Here is a 15,686-nt window from a genome sequence, read left to right as displayed (position 1 = left end):
TCGTTCGCTCGGGTATCGGGATCGAGATCACCCCTCGAGACCGTTCTCATCGACTGGGAACTGGAGCGCCATTCATCCGTCCGTTCGCCAATGTGGAAGTAACTCCCATGCCGACGGACGACCCGTCAGCCGACCGGACCGAACGCGAGATCCTCGAGATACTGGCAGCCGACGGCCCGATGACGGTCTCCCGACTGGCCGCGACCCTCGCTGCCCACCCCGTAACGATTGAACGCCAGTGTCGCGACCTCCAGCGGGCGGGACGAGTCCGTCGGTGCCCCGGTGGCGCGTTCGCTATCGACGACTCCGGTGACGACGCGCGGGCGGTCGGCGACTGACGCTTGCGCTTCTCACTTCGCGCGCTCGAGGACGCGACGGTCGGGCTCGGGCTCGGCGCTCGAGCCGGCGACGTCCTCGGCACGGAGTCCGACCGTCGTACACTCGAGACAGTAGTGGTTGTACCCTTCCGAGCACGTGTATACGGGAACGCCCGCGAGCGCGTACTCCTCGCGGTAGCGTCGGACCAGCCCCTTCTCGACCCGGTCGTCGCAGTCGACACAGCGCTCGAGACAGCGTTCTTCGGGACGGACGACCCGTCGATCGACCGAGCGCACGCGACCGAACGTGGAGGGCCCATGGCGCCGATCCAGCCGACGGCGAAAGCGAGGGTTGACGAAGAGCCCGAGCGCGACGGTCACGAGCCCCGTCAGAAGCAAAACCAGTGCGAACAGGCCGGCGGCGATCGCGGCGTCGACCCGGGCAGTGCCGGTCGCGACGCTGTAGCCGAACCGGCCCGCGGCGACGGTCAGTAACAGTCCGAATCCGACGGTCAGCCAGCCAGCGATCCCGTACAGCAGCGCGGAGATCCTGTCGGCGAGCTCGACGGCCCCGGCGGGAGCGTCCGACATCGTTGTGTGACACCTCTCCGCGCCGAAGTATAAGAGTTCTGTAACGACGGGCCGTGGCGTCAGACGAGCTTTCGGACGACGCCGTAGAGTGCGTCCTGGAGCCGATCCGGGAGGAAGCGGGCGTAGACGCCGAGCTGGCCGATCGGCCCGACGGGGTACCGGGCGGGCGGCTCCGAGCGGATCGCCGACTCGACGATCGCCGTCGCGACCTCCGCGGGGGTGGAGGCGAAGGGACCGCCCTGTCCGCCCCCGATCAGCTGGGCCTCGTCGTAGATCTCGTACAGCGACTCGTAGGCCGGAGTGCGCTCCGAGCCGGGCAGCTCCTCGTCGACCCGGTCGGAGAACTCGCTTTCGATCGGGCCGGGCTCGATCAACACGACCTCGATACCGAACTCCTCGACCTCGCCGCGCAACGCGTCGGTCATCGCCTCGAGGGCGTGTTTCGACCCCGAGTAGGCGCCGTAGCCGGGGAAGGATACCCGGCCGGCCACGCTCGAGACGTTGATGATCCGGCCCTCGCCCTGGGCGCGCATATGCGGGAGCGCGGCCCGCGCGAGACGGTGGGGGCCATAGACGTTGACGTCGAACTGGCGGTGGAGATCGACCGTCGAGACGTCCTCGATCGGTCCCATCTGGGCGTAGCCGGCGTTGTTGACCAGACAATCGATCGCGCCGCCGATCTCGACGGTGCGCTCGACGACGTCGGCGACCTGGTCGGGGTCGGTGACGTCCAGTTCGAGGGTCGTACAGCCGGCCTCCTCGAGGTCCGCGACGTCCTCGACGTTTCGGGCCGTCGCGATCACCTGCCAGTCTTTCTCGAGGAACGCCCGCGCGGTCGCGTGGCCGACTCCCGACGAACAGCCGGTGATCAGCACGCACTGCTTGCGCGTGTAGCGATCCTCGGTCGCGTCGGTCGTTTCGGTTTCGTCCGTCGGTTCCCGTCGAGTGTCGTCCGCGACGGTCGCGTCGTCCCCCGCATCATCGTCGGCTTCCTCAGCGATGGCCATGCGTGACCGTTTCGAGTGAGGATACCTAAGTATCGACGGTTTATCGTGCCGGTCGAAACGGCACTCAGGAAACGTGACCGATCGATCGTCCGCCAGTCGCGAACCCGGATTCCGACCCTTACTCCCCGAGTCCGCGCTTCGCCTCGTCGGCGTAGCTGTCGGCCAGCCGGACGGGATCGGGCAGCTTGTACGACGAGGACGTCGCCAGCGCGACGTCGGCTGCCGTCTCGGGGCCGACGCGGTGGCCCGGGCTGACGTACAGCGGGTTGATGTGCCGATCCGGCGAGTCGTACTGGCGGGTCTGGACCGCGTAGCCGAGCAGGGTACCCTCGGCGGCGTCGACCCGCGAGTTGGCCTCGATCGGCACTCGCGTCCCCTCGGGGAGATTCTCGACGTCCTCGCGCGGGCTGCCACAGAGGAGGCTCTTGGCGATCCCGATACTCGGGACGTCCAGCACGACGCCCATGTGGGTCGCGATCCCGGCCTGCCGGAAGTGGATGCGCCCGCTGCCGTCGAACAGGAGGAGGTCGGGCTCGACCGACAGCTCCTCGAGGGCGTCGATGATCGGCGCGCCCTCCCGGAAGGAGAGCAGACCGGGGATGTAGGGGATCGAAAGCGGCGTCACCGCGTGGACCCGTTCGATCACTTCGTCGCCCTGTACGGCGACGACGGCCGACAGCGCCCGGTCCTGGTCGCCCGCGTCGTTCGTGAGAAACGACTGGTCGACGCCCGCGACGATCGGGGGGTCGTCCTCGCTCGTCGACGCCACCAGCGGGTCGCCGAGGACGGCGGGATCGAACTCGAGGGCGTCCTCGAAGACGGCGGCGTCGGCGATCTCGCGCTGGAGGGTTTCCATCTCCGAGCGCTCGAGCGAGGCGTCGGGAACGAGGTCGGGGCGGGAGACGTGCATCGGTACCGCGGGATTGACGGCGCGGGAAAATCAGTGGGTGGGCTTTCGGCTGCGCGCTCAGAAGCGACGGCGACCGCCTGGTCCACCGGGGCCACCGGGACCGCCCGGGCCACCGGGGCCGCCCGGTCCGCCGCCGCCGAGCTGGAACTGGTCGGGCGTTCGCACGTTCCTGGTCCGTTTGATGTACTCACCGTATCCCAGTCCGACCACAAGTCCGACGAGGTGGGCCGCGTGGGCGATGTTCCCGCCGCCGCCGGTGCCGATGAAGATGACGCTGATCAGCGCCGTCCCCGCCGCGAGGATCCAGAGCGGGACTGGCAGGATGAAGTAGAGGTAGACGGTGAGATTGGGGTTCAGGATCGTGAGCACACCCAGGATTGCCAGTGCAGCGCCGCTGGCACCGACCACGCCGCCGAAACCCGGCGGCACGCCCTGCAGAATCTGGATCCCGATCTGGCTGAGGCCGGCGACGGCGCCGCTTATCAGGAACAGCCCCAGGAAGTCCCGCGAGCCGACGTAGCGCTCGACCAGCGGGCCGAAGAAGAAGATCACGATGCTGTTGAAGACGATGTGCAGGAACCCGCCGTGGGCGAAGATGGAGGTAACCCACGTCCAGACGTACTCCGGGCTCTCGGGAGCGAGGACGAACAGCGATCGATGGACTCCCGAGCCGAGCGTCAGCTCGACGATCCCCTGGAGCGCGAACGTGATCCACATCAGCGCCAGCACCGTGTAGGTCATGTTCCCGCGGAAGTACGCCAGCGGGCCGCCGGGACCGGTGTCGATCGGGAGTTTGTCGGTCAGGCTTCGACTCTTCGCCGTCCCTCCGTTGTCGACGCTCTCGTCGAACCCGCTGTCGAAGACTCCCTGCGGATCGTTCCAGTTATTGAGCCGCGAACAGTCGTGGTTCTCCGGCAGGCGGTGTTCGGAGCAGTAGGTCCCCCCACAGTGCCGGCAGTTGTAGGGCATGCTCTCTTCGTTCCCACACACGTCGCACGTGGCCATTAGCCGGGGATAAGGGTGGCACTCTCAAGGGATTTGGGGTTCAGTTCCGGCGCTGGCGGGGAATTCTCATGGCTTCGGCTGCCGGTTTACCGACGCCGACGGTAGCCCCGACGTCCTCGGGATGATCGATCACCGTCGGAACGTACATTTTTGCCGTTCAGCCCCCAACGACGAAGCGTGCAAGAGTACGAGCGCAAGCAGCTGCTCGAGCGCGTCGAGCGCGAGGGCGCCACTGTCGGTGCGGACATCCCGGAGACGATCACCGTCCAGGGCGAGGAGATCGACCTCCGGACCTTCGTCTTCGAGATCAAACGTCGCGACACGGTGCCGCCCGGCGAGCGCGACCGCGTCGAGCAGGCCAAACGGAACCTGCGCCGCGAGCGCCTCGAACGCCTCGAGGCCATCGAAGAGGGTGCGGTCTCCCGCGAGGAGGGCGAGGAGCTCGCCCGGAGCATCATCGGGATCGACCGGGCGCTGAACGTCCTCGAGAACCTCGGCCCGACGAACCTCGAACAGGAACAGAAGGCCCAGCAGGCCGCCGACAAGAAGCGCTGGATGTCGTTCCTAAAGAAGGCACTGGGCCACGAGGACGACAACACTCAGGGGCGGGGCCGATGACGACCAACGCCGAACTCGCAGGGCGGCTCGAGGAGTTCGCCGACCTGCTCGAGGCCGACGACGTCGAGTACAAACCCCGTGCCTACAGGCGGGCGGCCGAGAGCGTTCGCGCCCACCCGACGCCGATCGCCGACTACGTCGCCGCCGACGACCGCGAGTCGATCGAGACGATCGACCACGTCGGCGACGCCATCGCCTCGAAGATCGTCGAGTACGTCGAGACCGGGTCGATCGAGGAACTCGAGGAGCTGCGCGCGGAGCTCCCGATCGATATCGCCGACCTCACCCGAATCGAGGGCGTCGGCCCGAAGACCGCGGGGAAACTCTACCGCGAGCTGGGGATCCAGACCCTCGATGACCTCGAGGACGCCGCCGAGGCCGGCGAGATCCAGGCGGTCAAGGGGTTCGGTCCCAAGACCGAACAGAACATCCGCGAAAACCTCGAGTTCGCCCGCACGATCGGCCAGCGCCAGCTGCTCGGAGAGGCCCGCCCGCTGGCCGACGACGTGCTGGCCTTCCTCGAGAGCCTCGAAGACGTCCGGCGCTGCGAGGTCGCCGGCTCCATCCGCCGGTGGCGCGAGACGATCGGCGACGTCGACGTCCTCGTCGCGACCGAGACGTCCGAGGACGTCGTCGAAGCGTTCGTCGGCTGGGACTCCGTCGACAGCGAGATCGAGTCCGGCCCCGCGAAGGCCAGCGTCCGCGTCGGCGAGATCCGGGTCGACCTGCGGACCGTCGCGCCCGAGGAGTTTGGCTCCGCGCTGCAGTACTTCACGGGGAGCAAGGACCACAACGTCACGCTGCGCAACTACGCGATCGACCGTGGGATGAAGCTAAACGAGTACGGCGCCTTCGACGTCTCCGAGATCGACGACCCCGATTCCGGCCAGCGGGTCGGCGAGCGCGTCGCCGGCGAGGACGAGGCGGGGATGTACGAGGCGCTCGGTCTCGAGTGGATTCCGCCCGAGCTGCGCGAGGACCGCGGCGAGATCGACGCCGCGGCGAACGGCGAGCTCCCGGAGCTTCTTACCCGCGACGATATCCGGGGCGATCTGCACTGTCACACCGAGTGGTCCGACGGCAACACGTCGATCGACGCGATGGTCGAGGCGGCCGAGCAGCGGGGGTACGACTACCTCGCCATTGCCGACCACGCCGAGGGGCCGGGCGTCGTCGCCGATATGGGACTCAGCGATACGGAGATCGTCGAGCAGATCGAAGCGATCCGCGAGGTCGCGGCCGCAGCCGACCTCGAAGTCTTCGCAGGCATCGAGGCTAACGTCGACGCCGACGGGGAGATCGGCCTCGTCGAGGACGTCATCGACGCCCTCGACGTGATCGTCGCCTCGCCCCACAGCGGCCTGGGACAGGACGCCGAGACGGCGACCGACCGACTCGTGACGGCGATCGAAAACCCCGCGGTGGACGTGCTGGGCCACCCCAGCGGCCGGCTGCTGAACGAGCGTTCCGGGCTCGACTTCGACGCGACCGCGCTGGGCGAGGCCGCCGCCGAGCACGGCACCGCCCTCGAGATCAACTCCAACCCGAAGCGGCTCGACCTCTGGGGGAGCGCCGTCCAGGCCGCGATCGCGGCGGGCGCGCCGATCGCGGTCAACACCGACGCCCACCAGCCCGCGACGCTCGAGTATATGCGCTGGGGCGTCCACACCGCCCGACGGGGATGGGCCGAACCTGCAGACGTGATCAACACCCGAGAAATCGAGGACTTGCGGGCGTTCCTGCACTGATCCCGTGAAACTCCTTCTCGACGTCATGTGCGGTGGGCTCGTCGCCTACCTGCGGATGTGCGGCCACGACACCGTCTACGCCGGAGACCGTGATATCGAGGCCGACGACGCTCTGCTCGCTGTCGCGGAGGACGAGGCCCGAACGCTCCTCACGCGGGACGTCCAGCTCGCGACCCGCGCCGACGACGCGATCCTCCTCGAGTCCCGCGAGGTCGAGGCCCAGCTCGTCGAACTCGCGTCCGTGGGAGTCAAGCTCGTCCTCGAGGACGTCCCCTCCTACTGTGGCCGCTGTAACGGCCCGCTCGAGGACGTCGAGCTCGAGACGTCGACGCCCGAGTACGCCCCCGACCCAGCTGAGCGTGCGGTCTGGCGCTGTCGGGACTGCGGCCAGTACTTCTGGCGCGGGAGCCACTGGGAGCGGGTCGAGCACACGCTCGAACGGGTCCGGGACGCCTCGCGCCGAGAGTGACCGACCGTCGGGGGGTTCGAAAGCGCCAGCCGGCCAAACGATTTCAGGGATCGGTGACGAACCCGATACTGATGGCAAACGATACCACAGAACTCGACCGGGCAGGCAAGCAGGCGGCCTACATCACCGACGAGTGGACGACCGATCCGGCGATCATGCAGACGCAGGCGCTGTGTTACGTCGGGCTGCAGCTCGAGCGTATCGCGGACGCACTCGAAGACGACACCGAGGATCAGTAGAGCGCGACGTCGTCGAACCGACCGTCGTAGGCGATGTGGTCGGGATGGGTCGGCTCGATCCCCGAGAGGAAACAGCGGTCGGCCTTCTTCCAGGTGTTCTCGTAGCAAAGGTGTGCGAGCTCCCGGACCGACGTCCGCAGCCGCCTCGGCCCGTTGTCGTGGACGATCCGCCGGGCAGCAGGGTTCTCGAGGGCCGCGACCAGGTCGTCCTCGTCCTCGATCGTCGCGTCGAAGGCGGTGTAGGCGACGCCGACCGAGCTCGGTAGGTGGGCGTACGAGGAGGTAAACGGCGGATAGGAGAGCATGTCGGCCAGTTCGCGGGCACGGCGGTTGTGCGACGGGAGGTGTTTCGGGTTGAAGATCTCGACCGCGTCGATCGTCTTCGCGTACGTGCGCAGCTCGGGCTCGCCGAGGCTGACGGTCGCGAACTCGGGGTGGGGTGCCAGCACCGCGGCCTCCTGGCGGTCGAACTCGGCCATCGCGACCTCCAGGGGAATGAAGTCCGGCACCGGCTCCTCGAGCCCGATCGCGAGGACGTGTTTGCGATCCCGCCAGGTGCCGGTAAAGACCTCTCGGGCCGGGACGACCAGTAAGTCCTCGTTCGAGTAGGCCGCTGCACGCTCGCGGATCTCCGGCAGGCGGGTAAAGTGCGGTGCGTAGACGATTGCGTCGAGGCCGGCACGCGTCGCGCGCTCGACGACATCGTCGTTGAGCACCTTCACGTGACAGTCGACCCGAACTTCCTCTCCGTCGCTCACGAGTACGTGAGCCCTTTCGCGAGCGTCGGGTTATGCATTCTGATTCGGCACGCACGCCGGTAGCGAACGGATACTGTTGGCAGGGGAACACGTCACGGTCGTTCGGTTTCCACTCCCGAGCGACGCCGTCGAGCGGGTGTTCGATCGACTGACTGACGCCGGAATCAGCGAGGACGCGAGCGTCGTCGTCATCGACGCCCGGACGGTAACGGTCGAACTCGACGACTACCCGATACGGTCGATCGATGCGATCGTCGTCACGGTTACCGGGCGAGCGGGATCTCGATCCGCCACTGTCGGACCGACTCGTCGCGGCGATCGAGCCGCACGTGGACGAACCGGTCGACGTCCGCATTCAGCAGGTCACGACGCACAGTGAGACACTCCCCAACGACGGCGATCCGGGGAACGCGTCGTCAGGTGCCTCGCTTCGCGTCGACACCTCAGCTTGCAGAACGGAGTAGAAAACGTCCTCGGTGCTCACGTCGTTCGCCCCGAGCGAACCGACTCGCTACCGATCGTTGGAGACACCTACGGGCACGGTGTGCCCGTTCGTACTGACTGACGAACTACCGTTCGTCACTGTCGAGCACGCGAATCTGGTCGCCCCGTACCGTCACCGGGATCGGAACCGTCGCCTCGTACAGTTCGACCGTCACCTGATCCTTGCCTTCGTCGATGCGCTGGACCTGGGCCTTCTCGCCTTTGAACGGGCCGGCGATGAGCTCGACGATGTCGCCCTCGGCGATCCCCTCGACGTCCGGCTTCGGCGAGAGGAAGTGCTCGACCTCCGAGATGTCGGACTTGCCGGGCACCATGCTGCGCGCGTGGGGGATGTCCTCGAGCACGCGGTTGATCACGGCGTCGCCGTCGGCTTCGACCATCACGTAGGAGGTCAGCGAGTCGGGCGCGAGCGCGGCGTGAATCTCGGGCTCCTCGCGGTTGATAATCATCTCGGCGACGGTGCGCTCCTGGCTGGCCGTCGTCTTGACTGCGTAGATGCCCATTAGAAGGCACCACCGGCGTCGCCGGTCAACAGCAGCATAATCCCGCCGATGATGAACCCGAGGAACCCGACGAGCAGGATCCCCGCACCGGCGATCTTCGATACCTGAAAGAACTCCTCGCTCGTGGGCGTCGTCGCCATCTTCAACACCCGAACGTACGAGGTGAGGTCGTACGGAACGTCCATATCTATTCGTTCACAGTGCGGGCTCTTTTATCTGTCTTTCGTGTCAGCCACCCTGTTATTGAAACGAAGCGTCCTCGCGGTCGACGTTGCAGTCGACGGCCCGAGGACCAAACCGCTCGGTCCCAAAACAGCAGTCGATATGGCCGAAGACGACACCGACCGCGCCGACGAGTACGAGGCCGAACGGGAAGCCGAGGTCGAGGAGGAACTCGAGCGCGTCGACCGCAAGGACGACGCGGCCGACGACGGCGACGACGACCTGGGCACCCAGAACGCGCCGCGATCGGACGGAGAACAGCCCGACGACCTCGAGGAGGCGGAAGGCGAGACCGAGGAGTCGTCCTGACGTCCCCGCAGCCGGGCGACTACTGCACCGCCGGTAGCACCTCCTCCTCGTAGAACTCGACGAACTCGGCCTGGTTCGAGCCGACGTTGTGGACCGCGACGTGATCGAAGCCGGCGTCGACGTACTCCCTGATCCCCTCGATGTGGGCTTCGGGATCGGAACCACAGACGACGACCTCCGCGACGTCTTCCTTCGAGACCGCCGCGGTCGCCTGCTCGAAGTGGGCGGGCGTCCGCAGCTCCCAGAGCAGCTCCCCCGGCAGCGCCGCTTGCGGCCAGATCTCGTGGGCGGTTTCGATCGCCTCCTGCTCGTCCTCGGCGTAACAGACGTCGATCTCGGCGTACCGGGGTTTGTCCTCGCCGCCGCCGTCCTCGAAGGCCTCGATCAGATCGGGATCGGGCGCGACCGCGACGAGCCCGTCGCCGATCTCCCCCGCTTTGCGCGCCGTCTTCGGGCCGTCAGCGGCGATCGGAATCGGCGGCCGCTCCTCGGGTAGCGTGTAGATCTTGGCGTTTTCGACGGTGTAGTACTCGCCCCGGTAGCTCGTCGTCTCGCCCTCCCACAGGGTTCGGATGAGGTCGACCGCCTCCTCGAGCATCTCGAGGCGAACCTGGTGTTCGGGCCACCGATCGCCCAGCACGTGCTCGCTCAGGTTCTCGCCGGTGCCGACCCCGAGGAAGAATCGACCGGGGAGCTGGACTCCTGCGGTCGCGGCTGCCTGCGCGATGATCGCGGGATGGTACCGCAGGATCGGACAGGTGATGCTGGTCCCCAGGGTGAGGTCGTCGGTCGCCTGCGAAACGGCGCCGATCACGTTCCAGACCAGCGGGCTCTCGCCCTGGCTCGAGGTCCAGGGGTGGAAGTGATCGGAGATCATCGCGAAGTCGAACGCCGATCGGTCGGCGAGTTCGGCGTAGTCGGCGAGATCGTTCGGCCCGTGTTCCTCGCAGATGAGCTTGTGACCGATTTCGGTCATACCACACTCCAGCACGCTCCCGTCCCTAATCGATGCACCTGCGTTCGCCTGCGGAGCGAGCGGTCACGGTCAGGGGACGTCCACGTCGGGCCGTGGTTCGAGTTCGAGTTCGACGGTCTCGCGCTCGCCGTCGCGGATGACCTCGACCGCGACGGTCTCGCCGGGCGAGGTCTCGAGCGCGATCGTCGCGGCCAGCTGCTCCTGGTTGGGGATTTCCTCACCGTCGATCGCGATGATCGCGTCGCCGCCGACCGGAACCGGCTCGCCATTGACGGTCGCGACGTCGTCGACGGGCTCGAGGACGTCCTCGGCCGGCGAGTCCGGGACGACCTCCGCGACGAGGACGCCGCGGGGATCCTCGAGCTCGTTGGCCTCGGCCAGCGGTGGGCTGACGGGGATCACGTTGACGCCCAGGTAGGCGTGGTCGTACTCGCCGTCCTCGGCGAGAGCGGGAACGACCCGGTCGGCGAGCGCCGCCGAGATCGCGAACCCGATCGTCTGGCCGGCGCCGGCAAAAACGACCCCGAGGACGTCGCCGTCGAGGTCGACCAGTGGCCCGCCGCTGTTGCCGGGGTTGACCGGCGCGTCGGTCTGGATCGCGGCGGGGATCGAGAACCCGGTCGGGCTCGGTAGCGAGCGGTCGATCCCGCTGACCAGCCCTTGCGAGATCGAGGCGTCGAGCCCCAGCGGGTTGCCCAGCGCGAGCGCCTCCTGGCCGACGGTCGGCTCCGACTCGGTAAACGAGAGCGGGGAGACGACGTCGGGGACGTCCTCGAGCTCGAGGACGGCCAGGTCGCTGTGGACGTCCGAGCCGACGACCGACGCCGTCCGCCACTGCTCGTCGCGAAACTGGAGTTCGACCTCGCTGGCCTCGCCGACGACGTGGTCGTTGGTCACGGCGTAGTCGTCGACGACGAACCCCGAGCCCAGCCCCTCCGGTCCCTCGTCGTCGGAGACGTTGACCAGAACGACCGCGTCGATCGCCTCGTCGTAGATCTCTGCGTAGCGTTCCGTCTGCTCTTGTGCGCTCGCGACGGTCCCCACGCTGCCGAAACCGGTGGCGGCGCCGACGACGCCCAGGAGCCGTCTGCGAGTGATATCTGGTCTCATGCCCCGTCCCACTTCGAGCAGGCCGATAAAACTCTCACCCGAAGCGTCACAGTCGGCACGCCCCGGCGCATGCCGGCGTACGCTTTTGCTCCCGGCCGATCGTATTCGAATCCGAACCCGTCGGCGAAACGGAATTCGAACGACGATCTCAGTGTTTACCATGGAACACCTCCCACTTCGCGACTACGGCGTCATCGGCAACGACGACCGCTGTGCGCTCGTCAGTCGCCGCGGCTCGATCGACTGGTGTTGTTTCCCTCACCTCGAGGACGCAAGCGTCTTCGCTCGCGTCCTCGACCTCGACCGGGGCGGTCACTTCGCCGTCCACCCGGAGGCGAACTACGAATCCCACCACCGGTACGCCGATCGAACGAACGTCCTCGAGACGGTGTTCGAGACGACCGACGGTCAGGCGACGGTCACCGACTTCATGCCGATCACAGATGAGCAGGAGCAAAACGAGGACTTCCAGCAGGCGATCTACCGCCGGCTCGAGTGTGACCGCGGCGAGGTAGAGTTCGCCGTCGAGTTCAAACCGCGGTTCGACTACGCCCGCGTCGATCCCGTCCTCGAGCGGATCGACGACGGCGTGGCGGCGCGAAGCGACGACGAGGAGCTGCACCTCGTCGCGGACGATCGGCTCGCGTCCGAACTCGAGCTGGCCGACTCGGAACCGGCAGCCACCGGAACGGTCTCGCTCGAGGAAGACGAGACGTGCTGGATCGGCGTGCAGTACGGCGGCACCGAACCGATGGCCTCGCTCGATCCGGAGACGACGCTCGACGAGACGAAGCGATACTGGCGGTCGTGGCTCAACGCCCGCGAGGAGACCCCCGACTCGATGCCCGAGCGATGGTACGAGATGGTGATCCGCTCGGAGCTCGTCCTCAAGCTCCTGATCCATCACGAAACGGGCGCGATTCCCGCCGCGGCGACGGCCTCGATCCCCGAACAGATCGGCTCGGATCGCACCTGGGACTACCGATACAACTGGATCCGGGACGCGAAGTTCACCGTTCAGGCCTTACACGACACCGGCCACCGTCAGGAGGCCCGGGAGTACTTCGACTGGTTCGTCGAGATCATGCAGAACGATCCCGACGAGATCCAGCCGCTGTACGGACTCCACGGCGAGACCGACATCGGGGAGGAGGTTCTCGAGCACCTCTCTGGATACCGGGACACCCGTCCCGTCAGGATCGGTAACGGCGCGGCCCCCCAGCGCCAGCTCGACGCCTACGGGACGATCGTCCAGGCGATCTACGAGACGATCCAGTACGACGAGGACATCTCGTTGACCGGCGAGCAGTGTGACGCGATCTGCGATCTGGTCGACTACGTCTGTACCCACTGGTCCGAGCGCGACCCCGGTATCTGGGAGTTCCGCGAGGAACACCGCCACTTCCTGCACTCGAAGCTGCTGTGCTGGGTCGCGCTCGACCGCGGCATCGCGATCGCCGAGCAGAACGGGTTCGAAGCGCCCCTCGAGCACTGGCGTGAAGAGCGCGAGGCGATCCGCGAGGCGATCGAGCAACGCGGCTACAGCGAGGACGCCGGCAGCTTCGTCCAGCACTTCGAGACCGACGAGGCGATCGACGCTACCGCCCTGTTGCTCCCGATCTACGAGTTCCTGCCACCCGAGGACGAACGGGTCCAGAACACGATCGACACCGTCCTCGAGGAGCTGACGACCGACGACGGGCTCGTCGTTCGCTTCGTCGGCAGCGACGTCCGCGAGGACGAAAAAGAGGCGTTCGTCCTCTGTTCGTTCTGGCTGATCGACGCCCTGGTCCTCTCGAACCGCCTTGAGCTCGCCGAGCAGTACTTCGAGTCGCTCGTCGAGTACGCCAGTCCGCTCGGACTTTACTCCGAGAAGATCGATCCCGAGACCGGCCGGCTGCTGGGGAACTTCCCGCAGGCGTTCAGTCACCTCGGCCTGCTCAACAGCGCCTCTTACCTCACGCGGGCCCTCGAGACCGACGGCGAGGTCTCGCCGGAGGACTTCCACCCCGATGGGATCGAGACGTTGTTCCGGTCCGGTTCGTAGCCCGGACGGAGAGCCCGCAGCTATCGGATCGCGTCGAGACGCCGCTGCATCTCCGATCCGACACGTTTTGCGACCGTCGCTTCCGGCTCGTCGGTGAGCGCGTCTCGAAGCTCGCTCGCGTTCGTCGCCGTCTCCGGAAGTAGCTGGTCCTCCGCCCGGTGAAGCTCGCGGGCCGGATCGCCGACGTGGACGAGCTCCCAGTCGACGAACCCCGTTCCCGCCGCGCCGCGAACGCAGTTCGGCCGGGCGGGGTCGCCGTGAACCCCGACCCGATGAGGATCGCCGGTGCCTCGTCGAGTCGCCCGCGGCTGTCCTCGACGGCCCCAACGACTGCATCGAAGTGGTGGTCGAACCGATCGCTCGAGGCCAGCTCCCGCATCCACGCGATCCGCTCGACGAGCACATCGGTCCAGGCGCCGGTCTCGAGCTCGAGCCCCGATAGCCGATATATGGTCTCGGTGAGGTGGGGGTATCGTTCGCGATAATCGGCGACACGAGGAAGCGTGGTTTCGTCGAACGAGGCGGGTGGGACTCCTCGAGTCTGAGGAATCGTACTGTGAGTCGAGAGTGCTATTTCGTTATGCTTATTGATCAGTTCAAGAAGGTGAGTGCTGATCACAACATCACCCATACCACTACTTGAGTCTCCAGAACGACAAATGCAGGTAATCAATACCTGAAGGAACGTCCAGCTTTGGGCACAGTGGCGTTTCTGTTACTGATAATTGCTGGTCACACAGTCTGGCTACGGATACTCGAACCTAGCCGTTCATTTGCCACCATACTCTCTGACACCGGCTTCTGGGTCGTTACTGCCATCTTTGCCGTCCCAATGGGTCTGGGTTATTTCCTGATGGCAAAAAACACTACACATAACATCGCGTACTACAGCACCGATACGTAACGTGACTCTTTCACAACTATCTGAATAAACAAACTGCACTCCGATCTGCTATTGTTCCTCGCCGAATAGCACAAATCAGCGATTCGATGGCTCGATGACCCTACTCTTCGTCGAAGAGTTCCTCGCCCTCGACCATCTGCTCCTCAACGACGTCCATGTCGAGGGTCACGCCGAGGCCGGGTTCTTCGGGGATCTCGATGTAGCCGTCCTCGATGACGTCTTCCTCGACGAGATCCTCCCACCAGTCGAGCTCGTAGGAGTGGTACTCGACGGCAAGCGAGTTCGAGATGGCGGCGCCGACATGGGCGCTGGCCATCGTCGCGACCGGCGAGGAGACGTTGTGCATCGCGACCGGGATGTAGTACATGTCCGCGAGGTCGGCGATCTTCCGGGTCTCGCGCATACCGCCCACTTTGGGCATGTCGGGCGCGATGATGTCGACGGCCTGGTTCTCGATGAGGCTGCGCTGACCGTGCTTGCGGTAGACGTTCTCGCCGACCGTGATCGGCGTCGACGTCGACTGGGTGACCTCCCGCTGGACGTCGTGGTTCTCCGGCGGGACGGGGTCCTCGAGCCACCAGACGTCGTACTCCTCGAGACGCTGGGCCAGGCGCTTGCCGCTGCCGCCCGAGAACGTCCAGTGGCAGTCGAAGGCGACGTCGGCGCGGTGGCCGACGCGCTCGGTGATCGCCTCGACGATGCTGGCCTTGTGCTCGACCTCGACGCCGCGCAGGTGGCGGTTGGCGCGGTCCTTCTCGTGGCCCGAGGGGACGTCGAGGTCGAACTTCAGGGCGTCGTAGCCCAGCTCCTCGACGACGCGCTCGGCCTCGTCGGCGCAGGCGGCGGGGTCGGCCTCCTCCTCGGTGTGACAGTCACAGTAGACACGGACCTCGTCGCGGTACTTGCCGCCCAGCAGCTGGTAGGCCGGGACATCAAGGATCTTGCCCGCGAGGTCGTGCAGCGCGACTTCGATCCCCGAGATCGCGGTGACGGTGACGCCGCCGAGCGATCCCTCGCCGGACATCTTCTGGACGAGGTGTTCGGTGAGACGGTCGATGTCGAGCGGGTTCTCTCCCTGCAGGAACGGTGTCATCCGCTCGATGAGCTCCGGCGCGCCGGCACCCCAGTACGCTTCCCCGGTACCGACGATCCCGGCGTCCGTGTAGACGCGCACGAGCGTCCACGGGAAGTTGCCGTCGATCATCGTCGTCTGGACGTCGGTTATCTTGACGTCGCGGCCCTCGCCGCGCTCGCCGGTGACGCCCATCGTCTCCGCGGAGAGTTCCCGCATCGTGTACTCCGCGTTCGGGTCGTGGAGCTTCGAGTAATCGACTCCCATAGAGGGCAGTTCTCACTCGTGATCGGGTAATAGTTTCTATTTTGGGACACAGTCTCTCTCATACCGACACGAGCGTCGCCACTGATCGAGGACGCCGACCGTCAGCCGTC

The 15,686-nt window shown here is 66.4% G+C and carries 18 protein-coding genes; 7 read left to right on the top strand and 11 right to left on the bottom strand.

The features are described 5' to 3' along the window. The first annotated feature begins 107 nt into the window (after positions 1-107). Complete coding sequence (locus NATOC_RS12285; RefSeq protein WP_015321768.1) at positions 108-338, top strand: winged helix-turn-helix transcriptional regulator; 231 nt, start codon at positions 108-110, stop codon at positions 336-338. 12 nt (positions 339-350) lie between these two features. Here NATOC_RS12285 and NATOC_RS12280 read toward each other — a convergent pair whose 3' ends face one another. The 4 genes from NATOC_RS12280 to NATOC_RS12265 all read right to left on the bottom strand — a co-directional run bounded on the left by NATOC_RS12280 (position 351) and on the right by NATOC_RS12265 (position 3,830). Further along, entirely contained in the window at positions 351-908 is a 558-nt protein-coding gene (locus tag NATOC_RS12280) for a hypothetical protein (protein WP_015321767.1), read from the bottom strand. A gap of 59 nt (positions 909-967) precedes the next feature. After that, the gene (locus tag NATOC_RS12275) at positions 968-1,915 is read right to left on the bottom strand and encodes an SDR family oxidoreductase (protein ID WP_015321766.1); all 948 of its coding nucleotides are present in this window, start codon (positions 1,913-1,915) and stop codon (positions 968-970) included. 118 nt (positions 1,916-2,033) lie between these two features. Beyond that, on the bottom strand, positions 2,034-2,825 hold the full coding sequence (locus NATOC_RS12270) for an endonuclease V (protein ID WP_015321765.1): 792 nt from the start codon (positions 2,823-2,825) through the stop codon (positions 2,034-2,036). Positions 2,826-2,882: 57 nt separating this feature from the next. Beyond that, complete coding sequence (locus NATOC_RS12265) at positions 2,883-3,830, bottom strand: rhomboid family intramembrane serine protease (protein ID WP_015321764.1); 948 nt, start codon at positions 3,828-3,830, stop codon at positions 2,883-2,885. A gap of 177 nt (positions 3,831-4,007) precedes the next feature. Here NATOC_RS12265 and NATOC_RS12260 point away from each other — a divergent pair, with 177 nt between their 5' ends. The 4 genes from NATOC_RS12260 (at position 4,008) to NATOC_RS22375 (ending at position 6,904) form a co-directional block, all read left to right on the top strand. Further along, positions 4,008-4,448, top strand: coding sequence for a DUF5788 family protein (locus NATOC_RS12260; RefSeq protein ID WP_015321763.1), 441 nt, complete (start codon positions 4,008-4,010; stop codon positions 4,446-4,448). Beyond that, the gene (gene polX / locus NATOC_RS12255; protein ID WP_015321762.1) at positions 4,445-6,196 is read left to right on the top strand and encodes a DNA polymerase/3'-5' exonuclease PolX; all 1,752 of its coding nucleotides are present in this window, start codon (positions 4,445-4,447) and stop codon (positions 6,194-6,196) included. The genes NATOC_RS12260 and polX overlap by 4 nt, the downstream gene beginning before the upstream one ends. Positions 6,197-6,200: 4 nt before the next feature. Beyond that, entirely contained in the window at positions 6,201-6,665 is a 465-nt protein-coding gene (locus NATOC_RS12250) for a Mut7-C RNAse domain-containing protein (RefSeq protein WP_015321761.1), read from the top strand. Between the two features lie 71 nt (positions 6,666-6,736). After that, on the top strand, positions 6,737-6,904 hold the full coding sequence (locus NATOC_RS22375) for a hypothetical protein (RefSeq protein WP_015321760.1): 168 nt from the start codon (positions 6,737-6,739) through the stop codon (positions 6,902-6,904). On the opposite strand, the gene NATOC_RS12245 is transcribed toward NATOC_RS22375, so the two are convergent. From NATOC_RS12245 to NATOC_RS12230, 3 genes are all read right to left on the bottom strand, one after another. Beyond that, on the bottom strand, positions 6,898-7,662 hold the full coding sequence (locus NATOC_RS12245) for a PHP-associated domain-containing protein (RefSeq protein ID WP_015321759.1): 765 nt from the start codon (positions 7,660-7,662) through the stop codon (positions 6,898-6,900). The genes NATOC_RS22375 and NATOC_RS12245 overlap by 7 nt on opposite strands. Positions 7,663-8,231: 569 nt before the next feature. Beyond that, positions 8,232-8,669 (bottom strand): transcription elongation factor Spt5, encoded by a 438-nt coding sequence (locus tag NATOC_RS12235; RefSeq protein WP_015321758.1) that lies wholly within the window; start codon positions 8,667-8,669, stop codon positions 8,232-8,234. After that, complete coding sequence (locus NATOC_RS12230) at positions 8,669-8,854, bottom strand: protein translocase SEC61 complex subunit gamma (RefSeq protein WP_015321757.1); 186 nt, start codon at positions 8,852-8,854, stop codon at positions 8,669-8,671. Before NATOC_RS12230 ends, NATOC_RS12235 begins: the two co-directional genes overlap by 1 nt. Positions 8,855-8,993: 139 nt before the next feature. Here NATOC_RS12230 and NATOC_RS12225 point away from each other — a divergent pair, with 139 nt between their 5' ends. Next, positions 8,994-9,200 (top strand): hypothetical protein, encoded by a 207-nt coding sequence (locus tag NATOC_RS12225; RefSeq protein WP_015321756.1) that lies wholly within the window; start codon positions 8,994-8,996, stop codon positions 9,198-9,200. Between the two features lie 19 nt (positions 9,201-9,219). Here NATOC_RS12225 and NATOC_RS12220 read toward each other — a convergent pair whose 3' ends face one another. Together NATOC_RS12220 and NATOC_RS12215 are read right to left on the bottom strand one after the other, a co-directional pair. Then, a complete protein-coding gene (locus NATOC_RS12220; protein ID WP_015321755.1) occupies positions 9,220-10,176 on the bottom strand; it encodes a TIGR03557 family F420-dependent LLM class oxidoreductase in 957 nt (318 codons plus the stop codon). A gap of 69 nt (positions 10,177-10,245) precedes the next feature. Then, a complete protein-coding gene (locus NATOC_RS12215) occupies positions 10,246-11,286 on the bottom strand; it encodes a S1C family serine protease (RefSeq protein ID WP_015321754.1) in 1,041 nt (346 codons plus the stop codon). A 160-nt stretch (positions 11,287-11,446) separates the two neighbouring features. Here NATOC_RS12215 and NATOC_RS12210 point away from each other — a divergent pair, with 160 nt between their 5' ends. Next, positions 11,447-13,333: a glycoside hydrolase family 15 protein gene (locus NATOC_RS12210; RefSeq protein WP_015321753.1), complete on the top strand. Its 1,887-nt coding sequence runs from the start codon at positions 11,447-11,449 to the stop codon at positions 13,331-13,333. 20 nt (positions 13,334-13,353) lie between these two features. Here the strand turns inward: NATOC_RS12210 and NATOC_RS22850 are convergent, their stop codons facing one another. Together NATOC_RS22850 and NATOC_RS12200 are read right to left on the bottom strand one after the other, a co-directional pair. Beyond that, on the bottom strand, positions 13,354-13,716 hold the full coding sequence (locus NATOC_RS22850) for a phosphotransferase (protein ID WP_049888764.1): 363 nt from the start codon (positions 13,714-13,716) through the stop codon (positions 13,354-13,356). Between the two features lie 621 nt (positions 13,717-14,337). Beyond that, entirely contained in the window at positions 14,338-15,576 is a 1,239-nt protein-coding gene (locus tag NATOC_RS12200) for a mandelate racemase/muconate lactonizing enzyme family protein (protein WP_015321751.1), read from the bottom strand. Positions 15,577-15,686 lie beyond the last annotated feature (110 nt).

This window comes from Natronococcus occultus SP4 (assembly GCF_000328685.1).
Classification (GTDB): domain Archaea; phylum Halobacteriota; class Halobacteria; order Halobacteriales; family Natrialbaceae; genus Natronococcus; species Natronococcus occultus.
The sequence above is the reverse complement of the archived record's forward strand: the minus strand, read 5'-3'. Positions and strand labels throughout refer to the sequence as shown.